The organism is Roseobacter sp. S87 (assembly GCF_055693285.1).
This window is the reverse complement of record NZ_JBVFTR010000004.1, coordinates 184,737-200,546: the sequence shown is the minus strand read 5'-3', so window position 1 is coordinate 200,546 and position 15,810 is coordinate 184,737. Positions and strand designations below refer to the sequence as shown.

Below are 15,810 nucleotides of genomic sequence, written 5' to 3'. Positions count from 1 at the left end.
GCAAAACCTGGTCAATGGGGGAAAACGAGCGAGAAAACGGAGCCTCCGGATGCATCCGGGGACAGCTCAATTGATCCGCCGATACGCTCCATAAGACGCCTTGCAACATAGAGGGACACGCCATCGCCAGGCGGCTCAGCATGCGCCCTCTGAAACAGGCTGAAAACCTTATCCCGGTCCCGCTCCGGATCGAGGCCTCCCGCATTGTCCGCAATCTCCAGCCGGGTGGTGCCTTCATGCTTCCGCGATCTGATCGTGATTTCCGGCGACTGCCCTTCCGGGCAGTAGATCAGCGCGTTGTGGACCAGATCCCGCACTATTTCAGGCAGCGCACCCGGTACAAATGAGACCTCCGACGCCCTGAGGTCAGTAACGACCCACGCACCAAGGCGATCAATGTCGCCCTTCAGTTCTTCCAGCGCAGAGGCGCATGCCTCGCCAATATTCACAGGTTCGGTGAGGGGGAACTGTCCGGTACTCGCTTCTGATACGCGCACCAGCGTGTTGAGCTTGCTGTTCGCCTGCTGACAGACTTCCATCATCAGCTCGAGCGTTTCGGAGTAGGCAGGCGGCAGGTCATCACTGCGCTGTGCGATACTCTGGAGCAGAGAAGCCATGTTTGTGACCGGCCCCTTTAGATCGTGCGTTGCCACATATGTCAGCTGCTCAAGTTCACGATTGATCTTTCTCAGCCTTTCCGCGGCATTTTTCTGTGCCGTGATGTCCATGGCAATGCCGATATGACGCAGCAAAGACCCATCCACATCGCGGTCGAACGGTGTATCAATGCTGCGGAGCCAAACTGTATCGCCAGTTTTGCTCCGCGCTCTGTATTCAATAAGGTGCTGCACGCCATCCGCACTGCGGGAAAGCGTTTCCAAATGATTTCCGATCCTTTGCAGCTCTTCCGGATGCATGATTGTCGTCATCAGAGCATCACCCATGTCGATGGCTTCCTCCTGGCTGTAGCCAAGAAGTTCGGCGATTGACCGGTTTGAGTATTCATTGCTCATCGACTGATGGTTGAAGATATAGATGATACCCGGCACCAGCGTGGCCATCCGGCGCAGAAAGTCCGGACTTTCTGCGTTGACCGGGGCGATGCGGCCTGTCGTATCAGAGACTGAAGCGATGGGCATATACGCGACTTTCCTGTGCTCCTGCTGCGCGCAAAAACTGGCTGCTTCCGGATCATGACGCCGGAGTGTTAACACACTGTGAACGCGCACTGCCGCAGATAAAGATTTGCGCGAATTTCCACCTGGCCGGAAGCCGCTCCCGCACGGGCAGATAAATTTCCTGGCTGCGTCAATACGATCATTGCTCCTGTCGCCAACTCCCTCTAGAAACGACGGGAATCTGCGCACAGCCCGGGAACCGCTGTGGCGCCAAACTTACTGTCAGGAGGCAAGAGCATGGCAGACGCAGCCATCCACGGCCATGATCACCATGACGAGCGCGGTTTTTTCACGCGCTGGTTCATGTCCACCAACCACAAAGACATCGGTATTCTTTATCTGATCGTCTCCGCGCTCGCCGGTTTCATATCGGTTGCGTTCACTGTCTACATGCGCCTCGAGCTCATGGAGCCGGGTGTTCAGTACATGTGTATGGAAGGCGCCCGCCTGATGGCGAGCGATGCTGCCTGTACACCAAACGGGCACCTCTGGAACGTGCTGATCACGGGCCACGGCATCCTGATGATGTTCTTTGTTGTTATTCCCGCGCTCTTCGGCGGATTTGGCAACTATTTCATGCCTCTGCAGATTGGTGCGCCGGATATGGCGTTCCCGCGGATGAACAACCTTTCCTTCTGGCTCTACGTCGCGGGTACTTCGCTGGCGGTCTGCTCGGTCCTCGCACCGGGTGGCAACGATCAGGCAGGTTCGGGCGTTGGATGGGTTCTCTACCCGCCGCTGTCGACCAATGAGGGCGGCTTCTCGATGGACCTCGCGATCTTCGCGGTGCACGTCTCCGGCGCGTCCTCCATCCTGGGCGCCATCAACATGATCACCACCTTCCTGAACATGCGCGCCCCGGGCATGACGCTCTTTAAAGTTCCGCTGTTCTCATGGTCGATCTTTGTCACATCGTGGCTGATCCTTCTGTCCCTGCCGGTTCTGGCGGGTGCAATCACCATGCTGCTTATGGACCGCAACTTCGGGTTCACTTTCTTTGATCCCGCAGGCGGTGGTGACCCGGTCCTGTACCAGCACATTCTGTGGTTCTTCGGACACCCGGAAGTGTACATCGTTATCCTGCCGGGCTTTGGCATCATCAGCCACGTGATCGCAACGTTCTCGCGCAAACCGGTCTTTGGCTACCTGCCGATGGTCTGGGCGCTGATCGCCATTGGCGCACTCGGCTTCGTTGTATGGGCGCACCACATGTACACTGTCGGCATGAGCCTCAATCAACAGGCTTACTTCATGCTGGCCACTATGGTCATCGCGGTGCCGACAGGCGTCAAGATCTTCAGCTGGATCGCCACCATGTGGGGCGGATCGGTTGAGTTCAAAACACCAATGCTCTGGGCTTTCGGCTTCCTGTTCCTGTTTACCGTCGGAGGGGTCACAGGCATCGTACTCAGCCAGGCAGCCGTTGACCGCTATTACCACGACACCTACTACGTGGTGGCGCACTTCCACTATGTGATGAGCCTGGGTGCGGTCTTCGCCATCTTTGCGGGGATCTACTTCTACTTCCCCAAGATGACCGGCAGAATGTACCCTGAGTGGGCCGGCAAGCTGCACTTCTGGGCGTTCTTCATCGGTGCGAACCTGACGTTCTTCCCGCAGCACTTCCTGGGCCGCCAGGGGATGCCCCGCCGCTACATCGACTATCCTGAGGCCTTCGCCTACTGGAACTGGTGGTCGAGCCTTGGTGCGTTCCTCAGCTTCGCGTCCTTTGTCTTCTTCTTCGGCGTGATGTTCTACGCCGTGCGCAAGGGCAAGGAAGCCAAGGAGAACAATCCGTGGAACGAATATGCGGACACACTCGAATGGACCCTGCCCAGCCCACCGCCCGAGCACACCTTCGAAATCCTGCCCAAGCAGGAAGAATGGGACAACAAGCACGCGCACTGAAGCGAGTCGCCTGACGGATCAAAGGCCCCGGATTTCCGGGGCCTTTTTTTGTTGCCGTTTGATGCAATTACGTCAGAACAGACAGGGTTTTGTTTCCAGAACTCAAACAATCCGGCGCGTGCAGACAAATTGTGAATAAGCCCTTCAACCACAAGTATTTTCCGGGCCGCAGGACGCTGTTTTCCTTGATCCGCCCCGGAGCTGGCGGTACGAATTTTACATAAATACGAGGGACTACGATTTCATGAAAAGACTTCCACTGCTTGTCTGCGCAACCGCGCTTTCGGCGACCACTGTTTCCGCCGAAACAATCCAGCTCCAGCTGACGTATGATAACCTGCTATTCCGCTTCACACCGGACGACAACTTCGCCGATGACGATGTCTCGGGTTTTCTCTTTCCCGGCGATGGCGCCATCTACACCGATGACCTCTCGCCCGAAGATCGCGCAGCTCTCGATGCCGCGGTGAACAGCGAACTGCAGAGCATCTTTGAAAACGACGAACCCAACGGCGGCGCGACTTTTGAGTCTCAGGTCACCGGCGGTGACAACGTGTGGGCGCTGGATCAGCAATTTAATCCCTTCTCGGCGATCACTTTCACCGTGACCCTCGACACTGAGGCGTTTGACAAGAATGCAGTACTGGGCACCGGGGACGGTGATGAGCCAACCGAAAATCAGCTGTTTTATACGTCCATTGACGCCGTTTTGCAGGACAGTGACGGCGGCGTCCTGGAAACGGTCAACGGCCTCTTTGACTACACGGTGATGGGATCAGGAGACGATATCAGCATCGGTGACAGTACAACAGGCGATATTGTTGCTTTCGGCAGCAATGAAGTCATCACTGAAGGCAATGAAGAAAGAAGCATCGGCTTCTTCTTTGCAAATCTAAACGCCGGCGAGGAAAACTGGTTTAGTAGTCTCGAAGACGACGAAAACGCGCTGTATGAAGCGCTTTTCAATGATGGTTTCACCCGGATTTTCGAACTCGAGGAGACGCTTGTCAGCGACCCGGACAGTGACGGCAACAGAACCCAGCTGGGGATATTCCAGATCCAGGGCACACTGGACGCGTCCAAAACTGTCCTGAGCTCCGAATCGGTGCCCACTGGCCTCGAAGATGCGCCGCTTCTTCCCGTGGAAACAGTCGTCGATGACGCAGGCACGCCCACTTACAACTTTGCAGTGACCATCCCAGAAAGCGATGATCCGCTCGAGCCAATCTGGATCGACCCGGATGTGGCCACTGGCTACGTCTATACAATCGAAGACAGTGACGGAAATCTGTTTGAGATCGCTGGCATCGAAGCGCCGGAGTTTGGCGACGTTCCGAACCCGAACGACTACACCATCGTGTTTACCGCAGATGGCGAAGAATTCTCGGTAGACATCAACACAGGCGAGCGCCTCGTCTTTGCGGACCTGCTGGATACAGAGGGTCAACCGCTGGTTCAGGGGCCGGTGTTCAGTGTCGAGCTCCGTGGCATTGACCCCAATCTGTTGATTGATCCCACAGATCCGCTCGCATTCCTCACAGGCATTATCCCGGGCGCAGGGGTGTCCGGAAGTGTGTTCCTGACACAGACACCAACCGTCGAGTTTTTTGATCCGAATGCCGGACCGGGCATGTCTGCCGTTCCGCTGCCCCTTCCTGCACTGATGCTGCTGAGCGGTATTGCAGGCCTGGGCCTGATGCGGCGCAGACAAGCCTGATGCGGGCAATCCTCTCCAGCGCAGCGGTCGCCGCTGCGCTGGCTTTTCCGCTCGCTGCAGCTGACAGTGAAGGTCGCTTTGCAGCCGGCTATCCGGCGAGCCTCGCCTGCAACGCTGTGACAACAGCCGGGCCCGGCAGCGAAACACTCTTTGCGATCGCCGCGTTTTCCGAAGGCTGGTTCGCCGCACACGCAAAACTCACGCCCGGTGTGTTTGACCTGACGCCGTGGCAGTCCGTGGAATATGTCGTGGCGCAACTGAGGGCCTATTGCACGGCGCGGCCGGATGACAGGCTGATAGACGCGCTGGAACAGCTGACCGGATTTCTGCAGCCCGATGCCCTGCGCGAAGGGGCTGAACCCGTCGCAGTTTCAAACGGGCAACAGGTCATTCTTGTCCATCCTGACGTGCTTGCCCGGATCCGCGAGCGCCTGGCGGACAAAGGTTTTTCAGACAACGTTACGGATGACCCGATTGCTGGTCTGAAAGCGTATCAGCGCAGCATCGGCGTTACCGAAAGTGGCCTGCCCGATCAACCAACTCTGCAGCGGCTGTTTGCACCGTAGTACGCGTTCACCGGGCCTGCGGGATGCTGCCGCATTGCCCTCCTAGGTCCGCGTGGCGATACTGGTCATACCAACAAGTGGACCCATTTCAGATGCCGTACCAGTGGACATCAGAACCCGGCGAAACGCCTCAGACGCTGCGGCTCTGGCCGCATAATTCCCTGCCCGCACGGGGGATGGCGGCATTCGTGCTTTCGACATTTACGCTGATCTGCATTCCGACACTTCCGCTGCTGGGATCACCCATCCTCTGGGGGCTGCTGCCGTTTCTTCTGGCCGCTGTCTGGGCGATTTACTTTGCGCTTCAGCGCAACCACCGGTCCCGGCAGATCACCGAAGTTCTGACACTGGGAGAAGAAGACGCGCAACTGGTGCGCACGGAACCCTCGGGACAGGTACAGGCGTGGGACTGCAACCGCTACTGGACGACGATTACCAAATACGAGAAAGACGGTCCTGTGCCGCAGTACGTCACCCTTAAAGGCATGGGCCGGGAAGTAGAAATCGGGGCTTTTCTCAGCGAAGAAGAACGTGTGTCGCTGTACGATGAGTTGCAGCGGGCCTGGCTGCGTTAGTCACCATTGAGCAGATCGTCCGCCAGATGGCCTGCCCGTTCCGGTTCGGCATGCCAACAGGCAAAAACTTCCCACGCCAGTGCGGCGCGTAACTGTTCCGGGTTCTTCCCGCCTGTTGGTGGCGTCACCTGAATGTCATCAAAAAACAGATAGTCACGGCGCGCCTCGTCCCAGTCGATAAGGACGGGCACACCGCCGTCTGACCAGATCAGGTTGCCTGCGTTGATATCCCCGTGCACCACACCAACCGGGTTACCTGACACGGCCTGCCATGACAGCAGACAGCGCTCAACCACGTCCGGCGGCATATCATCCGGAAAAACCGTACCCGGCGCGTTGCCGTGCACGATGTCCGCCGCGCCTGCGACCCCGGGTCTGCGTGGTACAGAGTCGCTCAGCCTGTGGAACTGGCGCACCCGATCCCGGACCATAGCCAGGTCACCGGCCTCAAAGCCTTTACCTTCCACCCAGGGCTCACAGGTCCAGCCGTGGCAGTTCAGCGCACCGTCCCGGGCAGTCATATACCCCGGCACCAGCAAACCCGCACCGCGGGCGGCAGCGTGGAGAGCACCGAGCCATGCCAGAGACGCCTCACAGTGCTGTGTAGATTTGAGGGCAAAGGATGTTCCATCCGCGGTGATCAGACGGAAAACCCGGTTCCGGTTGCCGCTTTCAACTTCAGAAATGCTGCCCGACAGCCCCCAGCATGCCAGCGGCAGATCCGGGATCAGGACAGCCGCTCTTTGACCATCGGGCCGACCTTCCCGAAGTCCATCTGACCGGTGTAACGGCCCTTAAGAACCCCCATCACCTTGCCCATGTCCCGGATACTCTCCGCACCGATTTCGGCAACAGCCGCATCCACAGCTGCTGCGGATTCTTCTTCAGAGAGCTGTTTCGGCAGGAATTCTTCGATAACCGTCATTTCGCCGCGTTCGCGCTCCGCCAGATCAAGCCGTCCGCCCTCTTCATAGGCCCGCGCACTTTCCGTGCGCTGTTTGGCCATCTTTCCGAGGATCGCGAGCACGTCATCATTGCCCACGCCTTCGTCATTGCCTTCCGCCCGGGCAGCAATGTCTTTGTCCTTTATCGCGGCGTTGATCAGCCGCAGCGTGGACAGGCGTTCGGCCGCCTTATCTTTCATCGCCTGCTTGAGCGCGGCGGAAATCCTGGTGCGCAGGTCCATTGATCTGTCCTTCTGGTGAGGCCACTTGACGTGGCTGTGCTCCAGCGCCGGACCATATCTAAAGGCACCCGCCGCTGCAACCACCCCTCCTCCGAACGCCGCGACGTCAGATAGCGGGTAAAGCGCCTGCAATCGCCCTTGACCGTATCGTGCACCGGGACTAGTTTCCGCCAGATTTTGCCCCAGCCTTTTGCCGAAAGGACCGCCCATGACCCCCGCTGCGCCCGACCGCCCCACCGCATGTCTGGCTCTTGCCGACGGGACATTGTTCTATGGTCACGGGTTCGGGGCCACCGGCCAGACCGTGGCCGAGCTCTGCTTCAACACGGCAATGACCGGGTATCAGGAAATCATGACAGACCCGTCGTATGCCGGACAGATCGTGACCTTCACGTTTCCCCATATCGGGAACGTCGGGGTGAACCCGGAGGACGACGAAACAGGTGATCCTGTGGCCGCCGGTATGATCGTCAAATGGATGCCAACAGATCCTTCGAACTGGCGCTCCGTTCAGGACCTGGACAAATGGCTGGCCGCGCGCGGGCGTATCGCACTGGGCGGTGTCGATACCCGCAGGCTGACCCGCGCGATCCGGCAATCCGGTGCGCCGCATGTGGCGCTGGCGCACGACCCGGAAGGAAATTTTGATGTCGAGGCCCTGGTCGCTGCAGCCCGCGACTTCTCAGGTCTGGAAGGTCTTGATCTCGCAAAGGAAGTGACCTGTGCGCAGTCATACCGCTGGAACGAAATGCGGTGGGCCTGGCCGGACGGATACAGCCCTCAGGAAAACCCGGTACACAAGGTGGTAGCACTGGATTACGGCGCGAAACGCAACATCCTGCGCTGCCTTGCGAGCGCCGGGTGTGATGTGACCGTCCTGCCCGCGACATCGGGTTTCGAGGAGGTTATGGCACATAATCCGGACGGTGTTTTTCTGTCGAATGGCCCGGGCGATCCGGCTGCCACAGGGAACTACGCCGTGCCCATGATCCGGCAGGTGCTGGACGAAACTGATCTTCCCGTTTTTGGTATCTGCCTCGGCCACCAGATGCTGGCACTGGCGCTTGGCGCACAGACCATCAAAATGAACCACGGCCATCATGGTGCCAACCACCCGGTCAAGGACCATGACACCGGCAAGGTCGAAATCACATCGATGAACCATGGCTTTGCTGTTGATGCCCAGACACTGCCGAATGGTGTTGTCGAAACGCACACATCACTCTTTGACGGGTCAAACTGTGGTATCCGTGTTGACGGCAGACCCGTCTGGTCCGTCCAGCACCACCCCGAAGCCAGCCCTGGTCCTCAGGACAGTTACTATCTCTTTGAGCGCTTTGCGCGTGCCATGGCAGAGCGGGCGGCCTGAGCGCTCCCGCATGGGTTGAAAGATGTCGTTTTAACAGATCCTTAACCATGATCTGAAAGTTTCGGCCGGTATTCCTGAACCGGGCTGACCGATGAACGACTTTGACCTGCGACTGGCAAAGCCAAAGCGCACCCATCCCGGCGTGCCCCGTGCGCCTGTCGGGTCGGTCCTGCTGGACCAGGGTGCCATCGGGCAGGATGATCTCAGACATGCGCTGGCACTTCAGCAGCGCATCGACGCGCCCCTTGGGGATATCCTTGTAGCCGAAGGCCTGGTCAGCAGGCAGGAGGTTCTGTCCGCGCTGGCCTTTCAGGCAGGAACAGAAGAAGCCGATCCCAGCCGTAACCTGCCTGCGCCTGATCTCGCACGGCATCTGCCCGCTTCACTCTGCCTGCGCTATGGGGTTGTGCCATGGCGCGAGAGCCCTTCCGGCGTGGAGGTGGCGACAAGCAGTCCTGATGCCTTTTCGCAGCTTCAGCAGGCCCTGGGGCCACGCGGGAAAAATCTCTTTCCTGTCATTCTGGAAGAGGCTGAAGTCCAGTCCCGCATCAGCCATCTCTACGGCCCGGAACTTGCCGCAGAAGCCGCCCAGCGCGTGCCGGCCCGGGAAAGCTGCCGGGGGTGGGAAGCGTCAGGAAAAGCACGTTCGCGGTGGTGCTCAGCAGCTCTTGTGCTGACAGCAGCACTTGCGATGACCGCGCCTGCATTGCTCGTCACAGCACTTACCCTCTTCGCTACAGTTACGCTTCTGATGACAACCGTCCTGAAGCTCGTGGCCCTTGCCGCGCATCTGACACCTGCGGCACTTCCGAAGAAGATCGCAGGACTGGGTTCATCACGCCTGCTGCAGCGGGTCAAACCCCCGAAAGCCCCGGCAAAGCCCAAAGACGAACTGGTCATCCTGGGCGGTTTGCGGGCTGACGCAGCACTGCGCATTACCGGAGCAACACAAACCATCGGATCGCGCGGTCTGGCTACGATCAATGCCGGAGAGACCCGGTTTCGTATGCCGCGCGTGTCCGTCCTTGTGCCGCTGCTGCGGGAACGTGAAATTGCCGGCCAGCTGATCCAGCGCCTGTCCGGACTGACGTATCCAAAATCACTGCTCGAAATCGTGCTGGTGCTGGAGGCCGGAGATTCGCTGACGCGCGAAACCATTGCGAAAACGGAACTCCCGGAGTGGATGCGGGTCATCGAAGTGCCCGAAGCAGGCACGCTGACAACCAAACCGAGGGCGCTCAATTACGCGCTGGATTTCTGTCGCGGGTCGATCATTGGTGTCTGGGATGCTGAAGACTGGCCTGAGGCGGATCAGATCGAAAAAGTGGTGACGCATTTCCGGAATGCCCCCCAACACCGCCTGCGTGCAGGGCGTTCTTGACTACTACAACGCGCGCTCAAACTGGCTGACCCGCTGTTTCTGCATCGAATATGCCACCTGGTGGCGCGTATTCCTGCCCGGTATCGCGCGCATGGGCCTCGTCGTACCGCTGGGCGGTACCACCCTCTTCTTCCGGCGGCGCGCGCTTGAGGATCTGGGTGGCTGGGACGCCCATAACGTCACGGAAGACGCCGATCTCGGCCTGCGTCTGGCACGTCACGGCTACGTCACCGAACTGTTGCCCACGGTCACGCATGAAGAGGCGACAAGCCGCGCTTGGCCATGGGTGCGCCAGCGGTCCCGCTGGCTCAAGGGGTTTCTGATCACATACTGCGTCCACATGCGAAACCCGGGCCAGCTATGGCGGGACCTCGGCACGGCAAGGTTTCTTGGCGTGCAGACCCTCTTTTTTGCGACCGTTGCGCAGTTCGCCCTGGCCCCTGTGCTATGGACCTTTTGGCTCGTGCTCGCCGGTTTCGGTCATCCAATCTCTGACACGCTCGGCACCGGTGCTGTCACCGGTATGATCGCGCTGTTTATTCTGTCTTCTGTGCTGACACTCGGTGCAGGCCTGATTGCGACGTCTGACAAGCCGAGGCAGCACCTGATGCCCTTTGTACCGACCATGGGCCTCTATTTCACCCTTGGCACACTGGCGGCCTATAAAGCGCTGTGGGAACTGGTGCGGGCGCCTTTTTACTGGGACAAAACCCAGCATGGGGTCAGCCGGCCGGTCAGCAATCCCTGAACGGGATCGTCATGATTCGTCCTGACGCTGGGTTGCGTCCTGCTTGAGACGGGTCATGAAGGCCACGGAAATGTGCTCGCGCAAGGCTTCATCCGCCCCGTCCGCATCACGCTCCTCTATGGCACGGACAATTCTGTCATGCTCCGCCTGCGCAATCTCCCCACGGCCCTGAGCCGCCAGAGATGTCGTCGCCATAAGCGCCATGGTGCGGTGCACAAGGTCCAGCTGCTGTACTAGGTAGCGGTTGTGGGACGCCAGATGGATCTGTTTGTGGAAGCGCCGGTTGGCCCGCGAGAGGGCTGCGGGATTGTGCGTCAGCGCGTTGTCCTCCTCGACCATATCGCGCAGAATGCGCACCTCTTCGCTGGTAGCGTGCTGCGCTGCCAGCCGTGCGGCAAGCCCTTCCAGTTCACGGCGTACCACGTAGAGCTCAGCCATCTGGTTATGGTCCAGAGAAGCAACAATGAGGCTCCGGCCATCCCGCGCCAGCAGTGACTGGGTCTCCAGACGTTGCAGCGCTTCGCGGATCGGCGTGCGGGACACACCAAAACGCTCGGCAAGCTCGCTTTCCACAAGCCTGTCACCCGGGCGGTAAACACCAAGGTCGATGGCCTCCAGTATCATGGAATAGGCATCCGTCTGGGAGGGTTTCTGCAATGCCATAAGTGCCTCTTTCCAAAGTGGTTTGCCCACCTTAACGATCTGAATGCCGGACAGGCAAGCCTGTCTGCTCTTGCACAATGTGCTGATGGATGTATCTCAGAGCCATGCCAAAGAAAGCCTTTTCTCACGTTCAGACCTGGGTGTTCGATCTGGATCACACCCTGTATCCGCCGTCTGCGCGGCTTTTCGACCTCATTGAGGTCCGGATGACGCGCTGGGTGATGGAGACCCTGTCGGTTGACCGTGCCGAGGCCGACAGGCTGCGCAAACTCTATTGGGCAACCCACGGGACAACACTGGCCGGTCTGATGCGCGAACACGATGTGGATCCGGAGCCATACCTGGAGGATGTGCACGACATTCCCATGGACAGCCTGCAACCTGACCCTGAACTTGCTCACCTGATCCGCAATCTTCCCGGCCGCCGTATCGTTTACACAAATGGCTGCGCACCCTATGCGCAGCGGGTGCTGGAGGCCCGCGGCCTTGGCGGGATTTTTGATGCCGTGTACGGGGTCGAACATGCGGATTATCTGCCAAAACCTGAAGTACAGGCATTCGAAAAGGTTTTCGCGCAGGACGGTCTGGCGCCAGAAAATGCAGCGATGTTTGAGGATGATTCACGTAATCTTAAAGCCCCCCATGCGATGGGCATGCGCACGGTGCATGTGGCAGCAGAACGCGCGCCAGGGCCACATATCCAGTTCCACACGGATGATCTGAACAGATTCCTTAACGCCCTTAACTGACGGACGGATGCGACAATCGGGCACCTGTTTTTGTGCCCGCTGCACCCCATCTGAAATGGATATTCAACTGGAGTGCTTACGACATGGCTCTTGCCACACATCTGCCTGCCCTGCCGCTCTGGCAACGCCTTCTTTTCGCGATCCCCGTTATTGGCTGGATTGCGCGCGACGTGACATTCGGGGACCAGAATAACGTCTGGTTCGCCCTGATCTTTTTCTTCAGCAGCTGGATGTCATCTGCCCTGATCTTTGGTTTGCCCGGGCTGTATCTGCCTGCCCTCGCACTGGTGCCCGTCATCTTTGTCCTATTGCTGATGATCACCTGGGGATGACCCGTCTGGTCAAGGATTGTTGCGGCGACTAGGGTGCCCGCAATGGACGACACAAAATGACAGACATATCCTGTGACATTCTGATTTCAGGCGGCGGCATCGCTGGAATGACCGCTGCGGCTGCATGTGGCAGCGCGGGGTTTTCCGTGGTCTGTGTGGATCCTGCACCGCCGGTCACCGAACGTGACAATGCTGCTGCAGACATGCGCTCCACGGCTATGCTGCAGCCCGCGCGCCGGGTGCTCGAAGCCGCAGGGCTCTGGGAGGCGCTGGCACCACACGCGGCTCCACTTCAGATTATGCGCATTGTTGATGCGGGCGGCGAGACGGCAGAGGCACGCCTGACGAGGGAATTCAGGGCAGCCGACATCTCGGAACAGCCCTTTGGCTGGAATTTCCCCAACTGGCTGCTGCGGCGCGAAATGGTCAGCCGCCTTGATGCGCTAGAAACCGTCGATTTCAGGCCAGGCACAGCGACACAATCTGTGTTCACCCGCGAAACCGGCGCGCGGATCACATTGAGTGACAAATCCCGGATACACGCGCGTCTGCTGATCGCGGCAGACGGTCGCCACTCACCCGTCCGGCAGGCTGCCGGTATCGGCGTGAGCACACGGCGCTACGGCCAGAAGGCGCTGGCTTTTACGGTTACGCACCCTGAACCGCACGAAAATGTTTCGACAGAGATCCATCGCACGGGCGGACCTTTTACTTTGGTGCCTCTGCCGGATCTCGACGGAAAGCCCTCCTCCGCAGTTGTGTGGATGGATGACGGCCCACTGGCTCAAACGAGGTTCGGGATGGAGGTGTCCGCGTTTGAAACCGCGATGAGTGAGCGCAGCTGTCACCTTTTCGGCCCGCTGACGCTGGCTTCGCACAGAACGATCTGGCCGATCATCAGTCAGAAAGCAGACCGGCTGGCAGCAGAACGGACCGCTCTCATTGCCGAGGCTGCGCATGTTGTGCCGCCGATCGGGGCGCAGGGCCTCAACATGAGCCTCGCTGACACCGCAACACTGCTCGACCTGGCCAGCAAGAGCCCGGACACCCTTGGGGACCGGGTGATGCTGGATGCCTACCACAAAGCACGTTATTCCGATATTTCACTTCGGGTGCAGGGCATTGATCTGCTGAACCGTGCCAGCCAGGTGAGCACCCCTGCGCTGAGAGACGCACGCGCTGCCGGACTGCAGGCGCTATATGCGATCGCACCCGTGCGCAAAACCCTGATGCAGATGGGGCTCGGGGTCAGATAACCTCGTCCAGCACGCGGCCGAGACGCGCCAGCGTACCGTCCACATCATAGAGTTTATCCAGACCAAAGAGGCCCAGCCTGAAGGTTCGGAAATCAGCCGGTTCGTCACACTGCAGCGGCACACCCGCCGCAATCTGCATACCTTTCGCGGCGAATTTACTGCCATTCTGAATATCAGGGTCAGAGGTATAACTGACAACAACACCCGGCGCGCCGTAGCCTTCGGCCGCCACGGAAACCACGCCCTTTACGGCGAGCATACCGCGGACGGCATCACCCAGTTTCCACTGCGCTTCCTTCAGACGCTCAAAACCGTATTCCTGCGTTTCCAGCATCGTATCCCGGAACGCTCGCAGCGCATCCGTTGGCATCGTGGCGTGATAGGCGTGACCGCCATTCTCATAGGCCTGCATGATGCTGTGCCACTTGCCAAGATCGATGGCAAAGCTGTCGGAATTTGTCTCTTCCAGCCGGCTGACGGCCCGGTCAGACATCATCACCAGACCCGCAGAAGGCGAGGCGGACCAGCCCTTCTGAGGCGCCGAGATCAGGACATCCACGCCAAGTTTGCGCATGTTCACCCAGGCGCAGCCCGAGGCGATACAGTCCAGCACCATGAGGGCACCGACGTCATGCGCGGCCTGCGCCATTGCCGCGATATAATCGTCCGGCAGGATCACCCCAGCACTGGTCTCCACATGCGGTGCGAAAACCACGGCAGGTTTCTGGGATGCGATGGCTTCTTTGACATCTTCAATCGGCGCGGGCGCGAAAGGAGACGGGCTGGCATTGCCGGTCTGACGTGCCTTGAGAACGGTGGTGTTTGCTGTGAGCCCGCCTGTTTCGAAAATCTGGCTCCAGCGATAGGAGAACCAGCCGTTACGGACCACGACCACTTCAGCATTCCGCGCAAACTGGCGCGCGACGGCCTCCATACCATAGGTGCCGCCACCCGGGATGACCGCAACGGCATCGGCGGCATAAACCTCTTTGAGCATCGAGGACATGTCATTCATGACCTGCTGAAATGTCTTGCTCATTGAATTCAGCGAGCGGTCCGTGAAGACCACAGAAAACTCCTCAAGCCCCTCCGGATCAACTGTATCGAGCAATGCTGCCATGTGAGAACCTCCCGTTTGCTGGCACAGAGGTACCCTGCCGGCCATCGGTTGGCAAAGTCTACTTATGTATACAGGCAGCACAGATACATATCCGCGCCGTTCATCGGAAACCCGCGTTTCCTTTACAAACCCAGCGGGCCGGGACGCTGTTCTTCACTCAGCAGAACATTTGCTTCGACATCACCCACACCGGGCAGCGTCATGATGCGCCTGCGCAAGACGCGTTCGAAATCTGACAGATCACGGGCCACTACGCGCAGGCGGTAATCGTACAGCCCCAGGACGTGCTCAACGCGCTGGACTTCCGGAATGGCCGTCACCGCCCGTTCGAAATCATCCAGACTGACCCGCCCCTTTGTTGCCAGTTTCACACCCAGAAAGACCGTAACGCCAAACCCGAGCTTCTCTGCATTGAGACGCAGCTGACGACCGCGCAGGATACCTGCCTGTTCCAGTTTGCGGATACGCCGCCATGTTGCTGGCTGTGACAGGCCAAACCGGCGCCCCAGCACACCCGCGCTCTGCGTTGCATCGCGGGCCAGAGCCCGGATCAGGGCGTGGTCGGTGTCGTCAAGTTCGGTCACAGCGGCAGCGCCTCCTCAGCCTTGATCCGCGCCACCAGCATCAGCGCTTCGATGTCAGCGATATGCGGCAGGGTCAGAACGCGACTGCGGTAAATCTCCTGATAATCCGCCATGTCCCGTGCAATAATGTTCAGCCTGACATCCACCCTGCCCAGGAAAGTCTGAATTTCGGTCACTTCCGGCACCTCGCGGGCTGCGGCAATGAAATCATCGAACGACCGTGCCACGGTTTTGTCGAGCGTAACCCGCAGGGATACTTCGACGCTGTAACCCAGAGCCGCCCAGTCAACGATCGCACCTACGCCGGAAATGACGCCGTCATCCTGCATCCGCGCAATACGGCGGGATGCTTTGCCAGCCGTCACCGCGCAGCGCTCTGCAAGCTCTGCAGGGCTGAGCGCTGGATCTGCCTGCCAATGGCGCAGAATGCGTCTGTCGAGATCGTCAAGCATGATATTTTCGTTTTATTGTCACTATG

The 15,810-nt window shown here is 59.1% G+C and carries 15 protein-coding genes and 1 pseudogene; 9 read left to right on the top strand and 7 right to left on the bottom strand.

The annotated features are described in order from the left end of the window. Window positions 1-11 precede the first annotated feature (11 nt). The gene (locus tag ACZ1HA_RS01855; protein ID WP_472712640.1) at window positions 12-1,139 is read right to left on the bottom strand and encodes a sensor histidine kinase; all 1,128 of its coding nucleotides are present in this window, start codon (window positions 1,137-1,139) and stop codon (window positions 12-14) included. Between the two features lie 276 nt (window positions 1,140-1,415). Between ACZ1HA_RS01855 and ctaD the strand changes: the two genes are divergently transcribed. From ctaD to ACZ1HA_RS01835, 4 genes are all read left to right on the top strand, one after another. After that, window positions 1,416-3,086, top strand: coding sequence for a cytochrome c oxidase subunit I (ctaD, locus tag ACZ1HA_RS01850; RefSeq protein ID WP_375228647.1), 1,671 nt, complete (start codon window positions 1,416-1,418; stop codon window positions 3,084-3,086). 244 nt (window positions 3,087-3,330) lie between these two features. Beyond that, on the top strand, window positions 3,331-4,803 hold the full coding sequence (locus ACZ1HA_RS01845) for a hypothetical protein (protein WP_472712639.1): 1,473 nt from the start codon (window positions 3,331-3,333) through the stop codon (window positions 4,801-4,803). Next, window positions 4,803-5,369, top strand: coding sequence for a hypothetical protein (locus tag ACZ1HA_RS01840; RefSeq protein ID WP_472712638.1), 567 nt, complete (start codon window positions 4,803-4,805; stop codon window positions 5,367-5,369). Before ACZ1HA_RS01845 ends, ACZ1HA_RS01840 begins: the two co-directional genes overlap by 1 nt. Window positions 5,370-5,461: 92 nt before the next feature. Next, window positions 5,462-5,944, top strand: a complete 483-nt coding sequence (locus ACZ1HA_RS01835) for a DUF2244 domain-containing protein (RefSeq protein WP_472712637.1) — start codon at window positions 5,462-5,464, stop codon at window positions 5,942-5,944. Here ACZ1HA_RS01835 and ACZ1HA_RS01830 read toward each other — a convergent pair. Together ACZ1HA_RS01830 and ACZ1HA_RS01825 are read right to left on the bottom strand one after the other, a co-directional pair. Next, window positions 5,941-6,630: a phosphotransferase enzyme family protein gene (locus tag ACZ1HA_RS01830; protein ID WP_472715265.1), complete on the bottom strand. Its 690-nt coding sequence runs from the start codon at window positions 6,628-6,630 to the stop codon at window positions 5,941-5,943. The two genes, ACZ1HA_RS01835 and ACZ1HA_RS01830, sit on opposite strands and share 4 nt — an antisense overlap. Before the next feature lie 41 nt (window positions 6,631-6,671). Next, window positions 6,672-7,130, bottom strand: a complete 459-nt coding sequence (locus ACZ1HA_RS01825; RefSeq protein ID WP_472712636.1) for a GatB/YqeY domain-containing protein — start codon at window positions 7,128-7,130, stop codon at window positions 6,672-6,674. Window positions 7,131-7,338: 208 nt separating this feature from the next. Between ACZ1HA_RS01825 and carA the strand changes: the two genes are divergently transcribed. Both carA and ACZ1HA_RS01815 read left to right on the top strand, forming a co-directional pair. Continuing rightward, window positions 7,339-8,499 carry a glutamine-hydrolyzing carbamoyl-phosphate synthase small subunit gene (gene carA / locus ACZ1HA_RS01820; protein ID WP_472712635.1) on the top strand — a complete coding sequence of 387 codons (1,161 nt, stop codon included), beginning with the start codon at window positions 7,339-7,341 and terminating at the stop codon, window positions 8,497-8,499. A 91-nt stretch (window positions 8,500-8,590) separates the two neighbouring features. Beyond that, window positions 8,591-10,628, top strand: a pseudogene (locus ACZ1HA_RS01815) (glycosyltransferase family 2 protein). Window positions 10,629-10,637: 9 nt separating this feature from the next. On the opposite strand, the gene ACZ1HA_RS01810 reads toward ACZ1HA_RS01815, so the two are convergent. Then, complete coding sequence (locus ACZ1HA_RS01810; RefSeq protein ID WP_472712634.1) at window positions 10,638-11,291, bottom strand: GntR family transcriptional regulator; 654 nt, start codon at window positions 11,289-11,291, stop codon at window positions 10,638-10,640. Window positions 11,292-11,395: 104 nt separating this feature from the next. Between ACZ1HA_RS01810 and ACZ1HA_RS01805 the strand changes: the two genes are divergently transcribed. The 3 genes from ACZ1HA_RS01805 to ACZ1HA_RS01795 all read left to right on the top strand — a co-directional run bounded on the left by ACZ1HA_RS01805 (window position 11,396) and on the right by ACZ1HA_RS01795 (window position 13,628). After that, window positions 11,396-12,040 carry a pyrimidine 5'-nucleotidase gene (locus ACZ1HA_RS01805; protein WP_375228653.1) on the top strand — a complete coding sequence of 215 codons (645 nt, stop codon included), beginning with the start codon at window positions 11,396-11,398 and terminating at the stop codon, window positions 12,038-12,040. 83 nt (window positions 12,041-12,123) lie between these two features. After that, window positions 12,124-12,372: a hypothetical protein gene (locus ACZ1HA_RS01800; protein WP_375228654.1), complete on the top strand. Its 249-nt coding sequence runs from the start codon at window positions 12,124-12,126 to the stop codon at window positions 12,370-12,372. A gap of 56 nt (window positions 12,373-12,428) precedes the next feature. Then, complete coding sequence (locus ACZ1HA_RS01795; RefSeq protein WP_472712633.1) at window positions 12,429-13,628, top strand: UbiH/UbiF family hydroxylase; 1,200 nt, start codon at window positions 12,429-12,431, stop codon at window positions 13,626-13,628. Here the strand turns inward: ACZ1HA_RS01795 and ACZ1HA_RS01790 are convergent. From ACZ1HA_RS01790 to ACZ1HA_RS01780, 3 genes are all read right to left on the bottom strand, one after another. Then, window positions 13,621-14,748 (bottom strand): aminotransferase class V-fold PLP-dependent enzyme, encoded by a 1,128-nt coding sequence (locus ACZ1HA_RS01790; RefSeq protein WP_472712632.1) that lies wholly within the window; start codon window positions 14,746-14,748, stop codon window positions 13,621-13,623. The genes ACZ1HA_RS01795 and ACZ1HA_RS01790 overlap by 8 nt on opposite strands. Window positions 14,749-14,870: 122 nt before the next feature. Beyond that, a complete protein-coding gene (locus tag ACZ1HA_RS01785; protein WP_375228657.1) occupies window positions 14,871-15,332 on the bottom strand; it encodes an Lrp/AsnC family transcriptional regulator in 462 nt (153 codons plus the stop codon). Then, complete coding sequence (locus tag ACZ1HA_RS01780; RefSeq protein WP_375228658.1) at window positions 15,329-15,784, bottom strand: Lrp/AsnC family transcriptional regulator; 456 nt, start codon at window positions 15,782-15,784, stop codon at window positions 15,329-15,331. The genes ACZ1HA_RS01785 and ACZ1HA_RS01780 overlap by 4 nt, the downstream gene beginning before the upstream one ends. Between the last annotated feature and the right edge of the window lie 26 nt (window positions 15,785-15,810).

What these genes read in the sequence shown, in the direction of transcription:
- ACZ1HA_RS01855 (WP_472712640.1), bottom strand. Translation starts at nt 1,139, where the DNA reads ATGCCCATCGCTTCAGTCTCTGATACGACAGGCCGCATCGCCCCGGTC.
- ctaD (WP_375228647.1), top strand. Translation starts at nt 1,416, where the DNA reads ATGGCAGACGCAGCCATCCACGGCCATGATCACCATGACGAGCGCGGT.
- ACZ1HA_RS01845 (WP_472712639.1), top strand. Translation starts at nt 3,331, where the DNA reads ATGAAAAGACTTCCACTGCTTGTCTGCGCAACCGCGCTTTCGGCGACC.
- ACZ1HA_RS01840 (WP_472712638.1), top strand. Translation starts at nt 4,803, where the DNA reads ATGCGGGCAATCCTCTCCAGCGCAGCGGTCGCCGCTGCGCTGGCTTTT.
- ACZ1HA_RS01835 (WP_472712637.1), top strand. Translation starts at nt 5,462, where the DNA reads ATGCCGTACCAGTGGACATCAGAACCCGGCGAAACGCCTCAGACGCTG.
- ACZ1HA_RS01825 (WP_472712636.1), bottom strand. Translation starts at nt 7,130, where the DNA reads ATGGACCTGCGCACCAGGATTTCCGCCGCGCTCAAGCAGGCGATGAAA.
- carA (WP_472712635.1), top strand. Translation starts at nt 7,339, where the DNA reads ATGACCCCCGCTGCGCCCGACCGCCCCACCGCATGTCTGGCTCTTGCC.
- ACZ1HA_RS01810 (WP_472712634.1), bottom strand. Translation starts at nt 11,291, where the DNA reads ATGGCATTGCAGAAACCCTCCCAGACGGATGCCTATTCCATGATACTG.
- ACZ1HA_RS01805 (WP_375228653.1), top strand. Translation starts at nt 11,396, where the DNA reads ATGCCAAAGAAAGCCTTTTCTCACGTTCAGACCTGGGTGTTCGATCTG.
- ACZ1HA_RS01800 (WP_375228654.1), top strand. Translation starts at nt 12,124, where the DNA reads ATGGCTCTTGCCACACATCTGCCTGCCCTGCCGCTCTGGCAACGCCTT.
- ACZ1HA_RS01795 (WP_472712633.1), top strand. Translation starts at nt 12,429, where the DNA reads ATGACAGACATATCCTGTGACATTCTGATTTCAGGCGGCGGCATCGCT.
- ACZ1HA_RS01790 (WP_472712632.1), bottom strand. Translation starts at nt 14,748, where the DNA reads ATGGCAGCATTGCTCGATACAGTTGATCCGGAGGGGCTTGAGGAGTTT.
- ACZ1HA_RS01780 (WP_375228658.1), bottom strand. Translation starts at nt 15,784, where the DNA reads ATGCTTGACGATCTCGACAGACGCATTCTGCGCCATTGGCAGGCAGAT.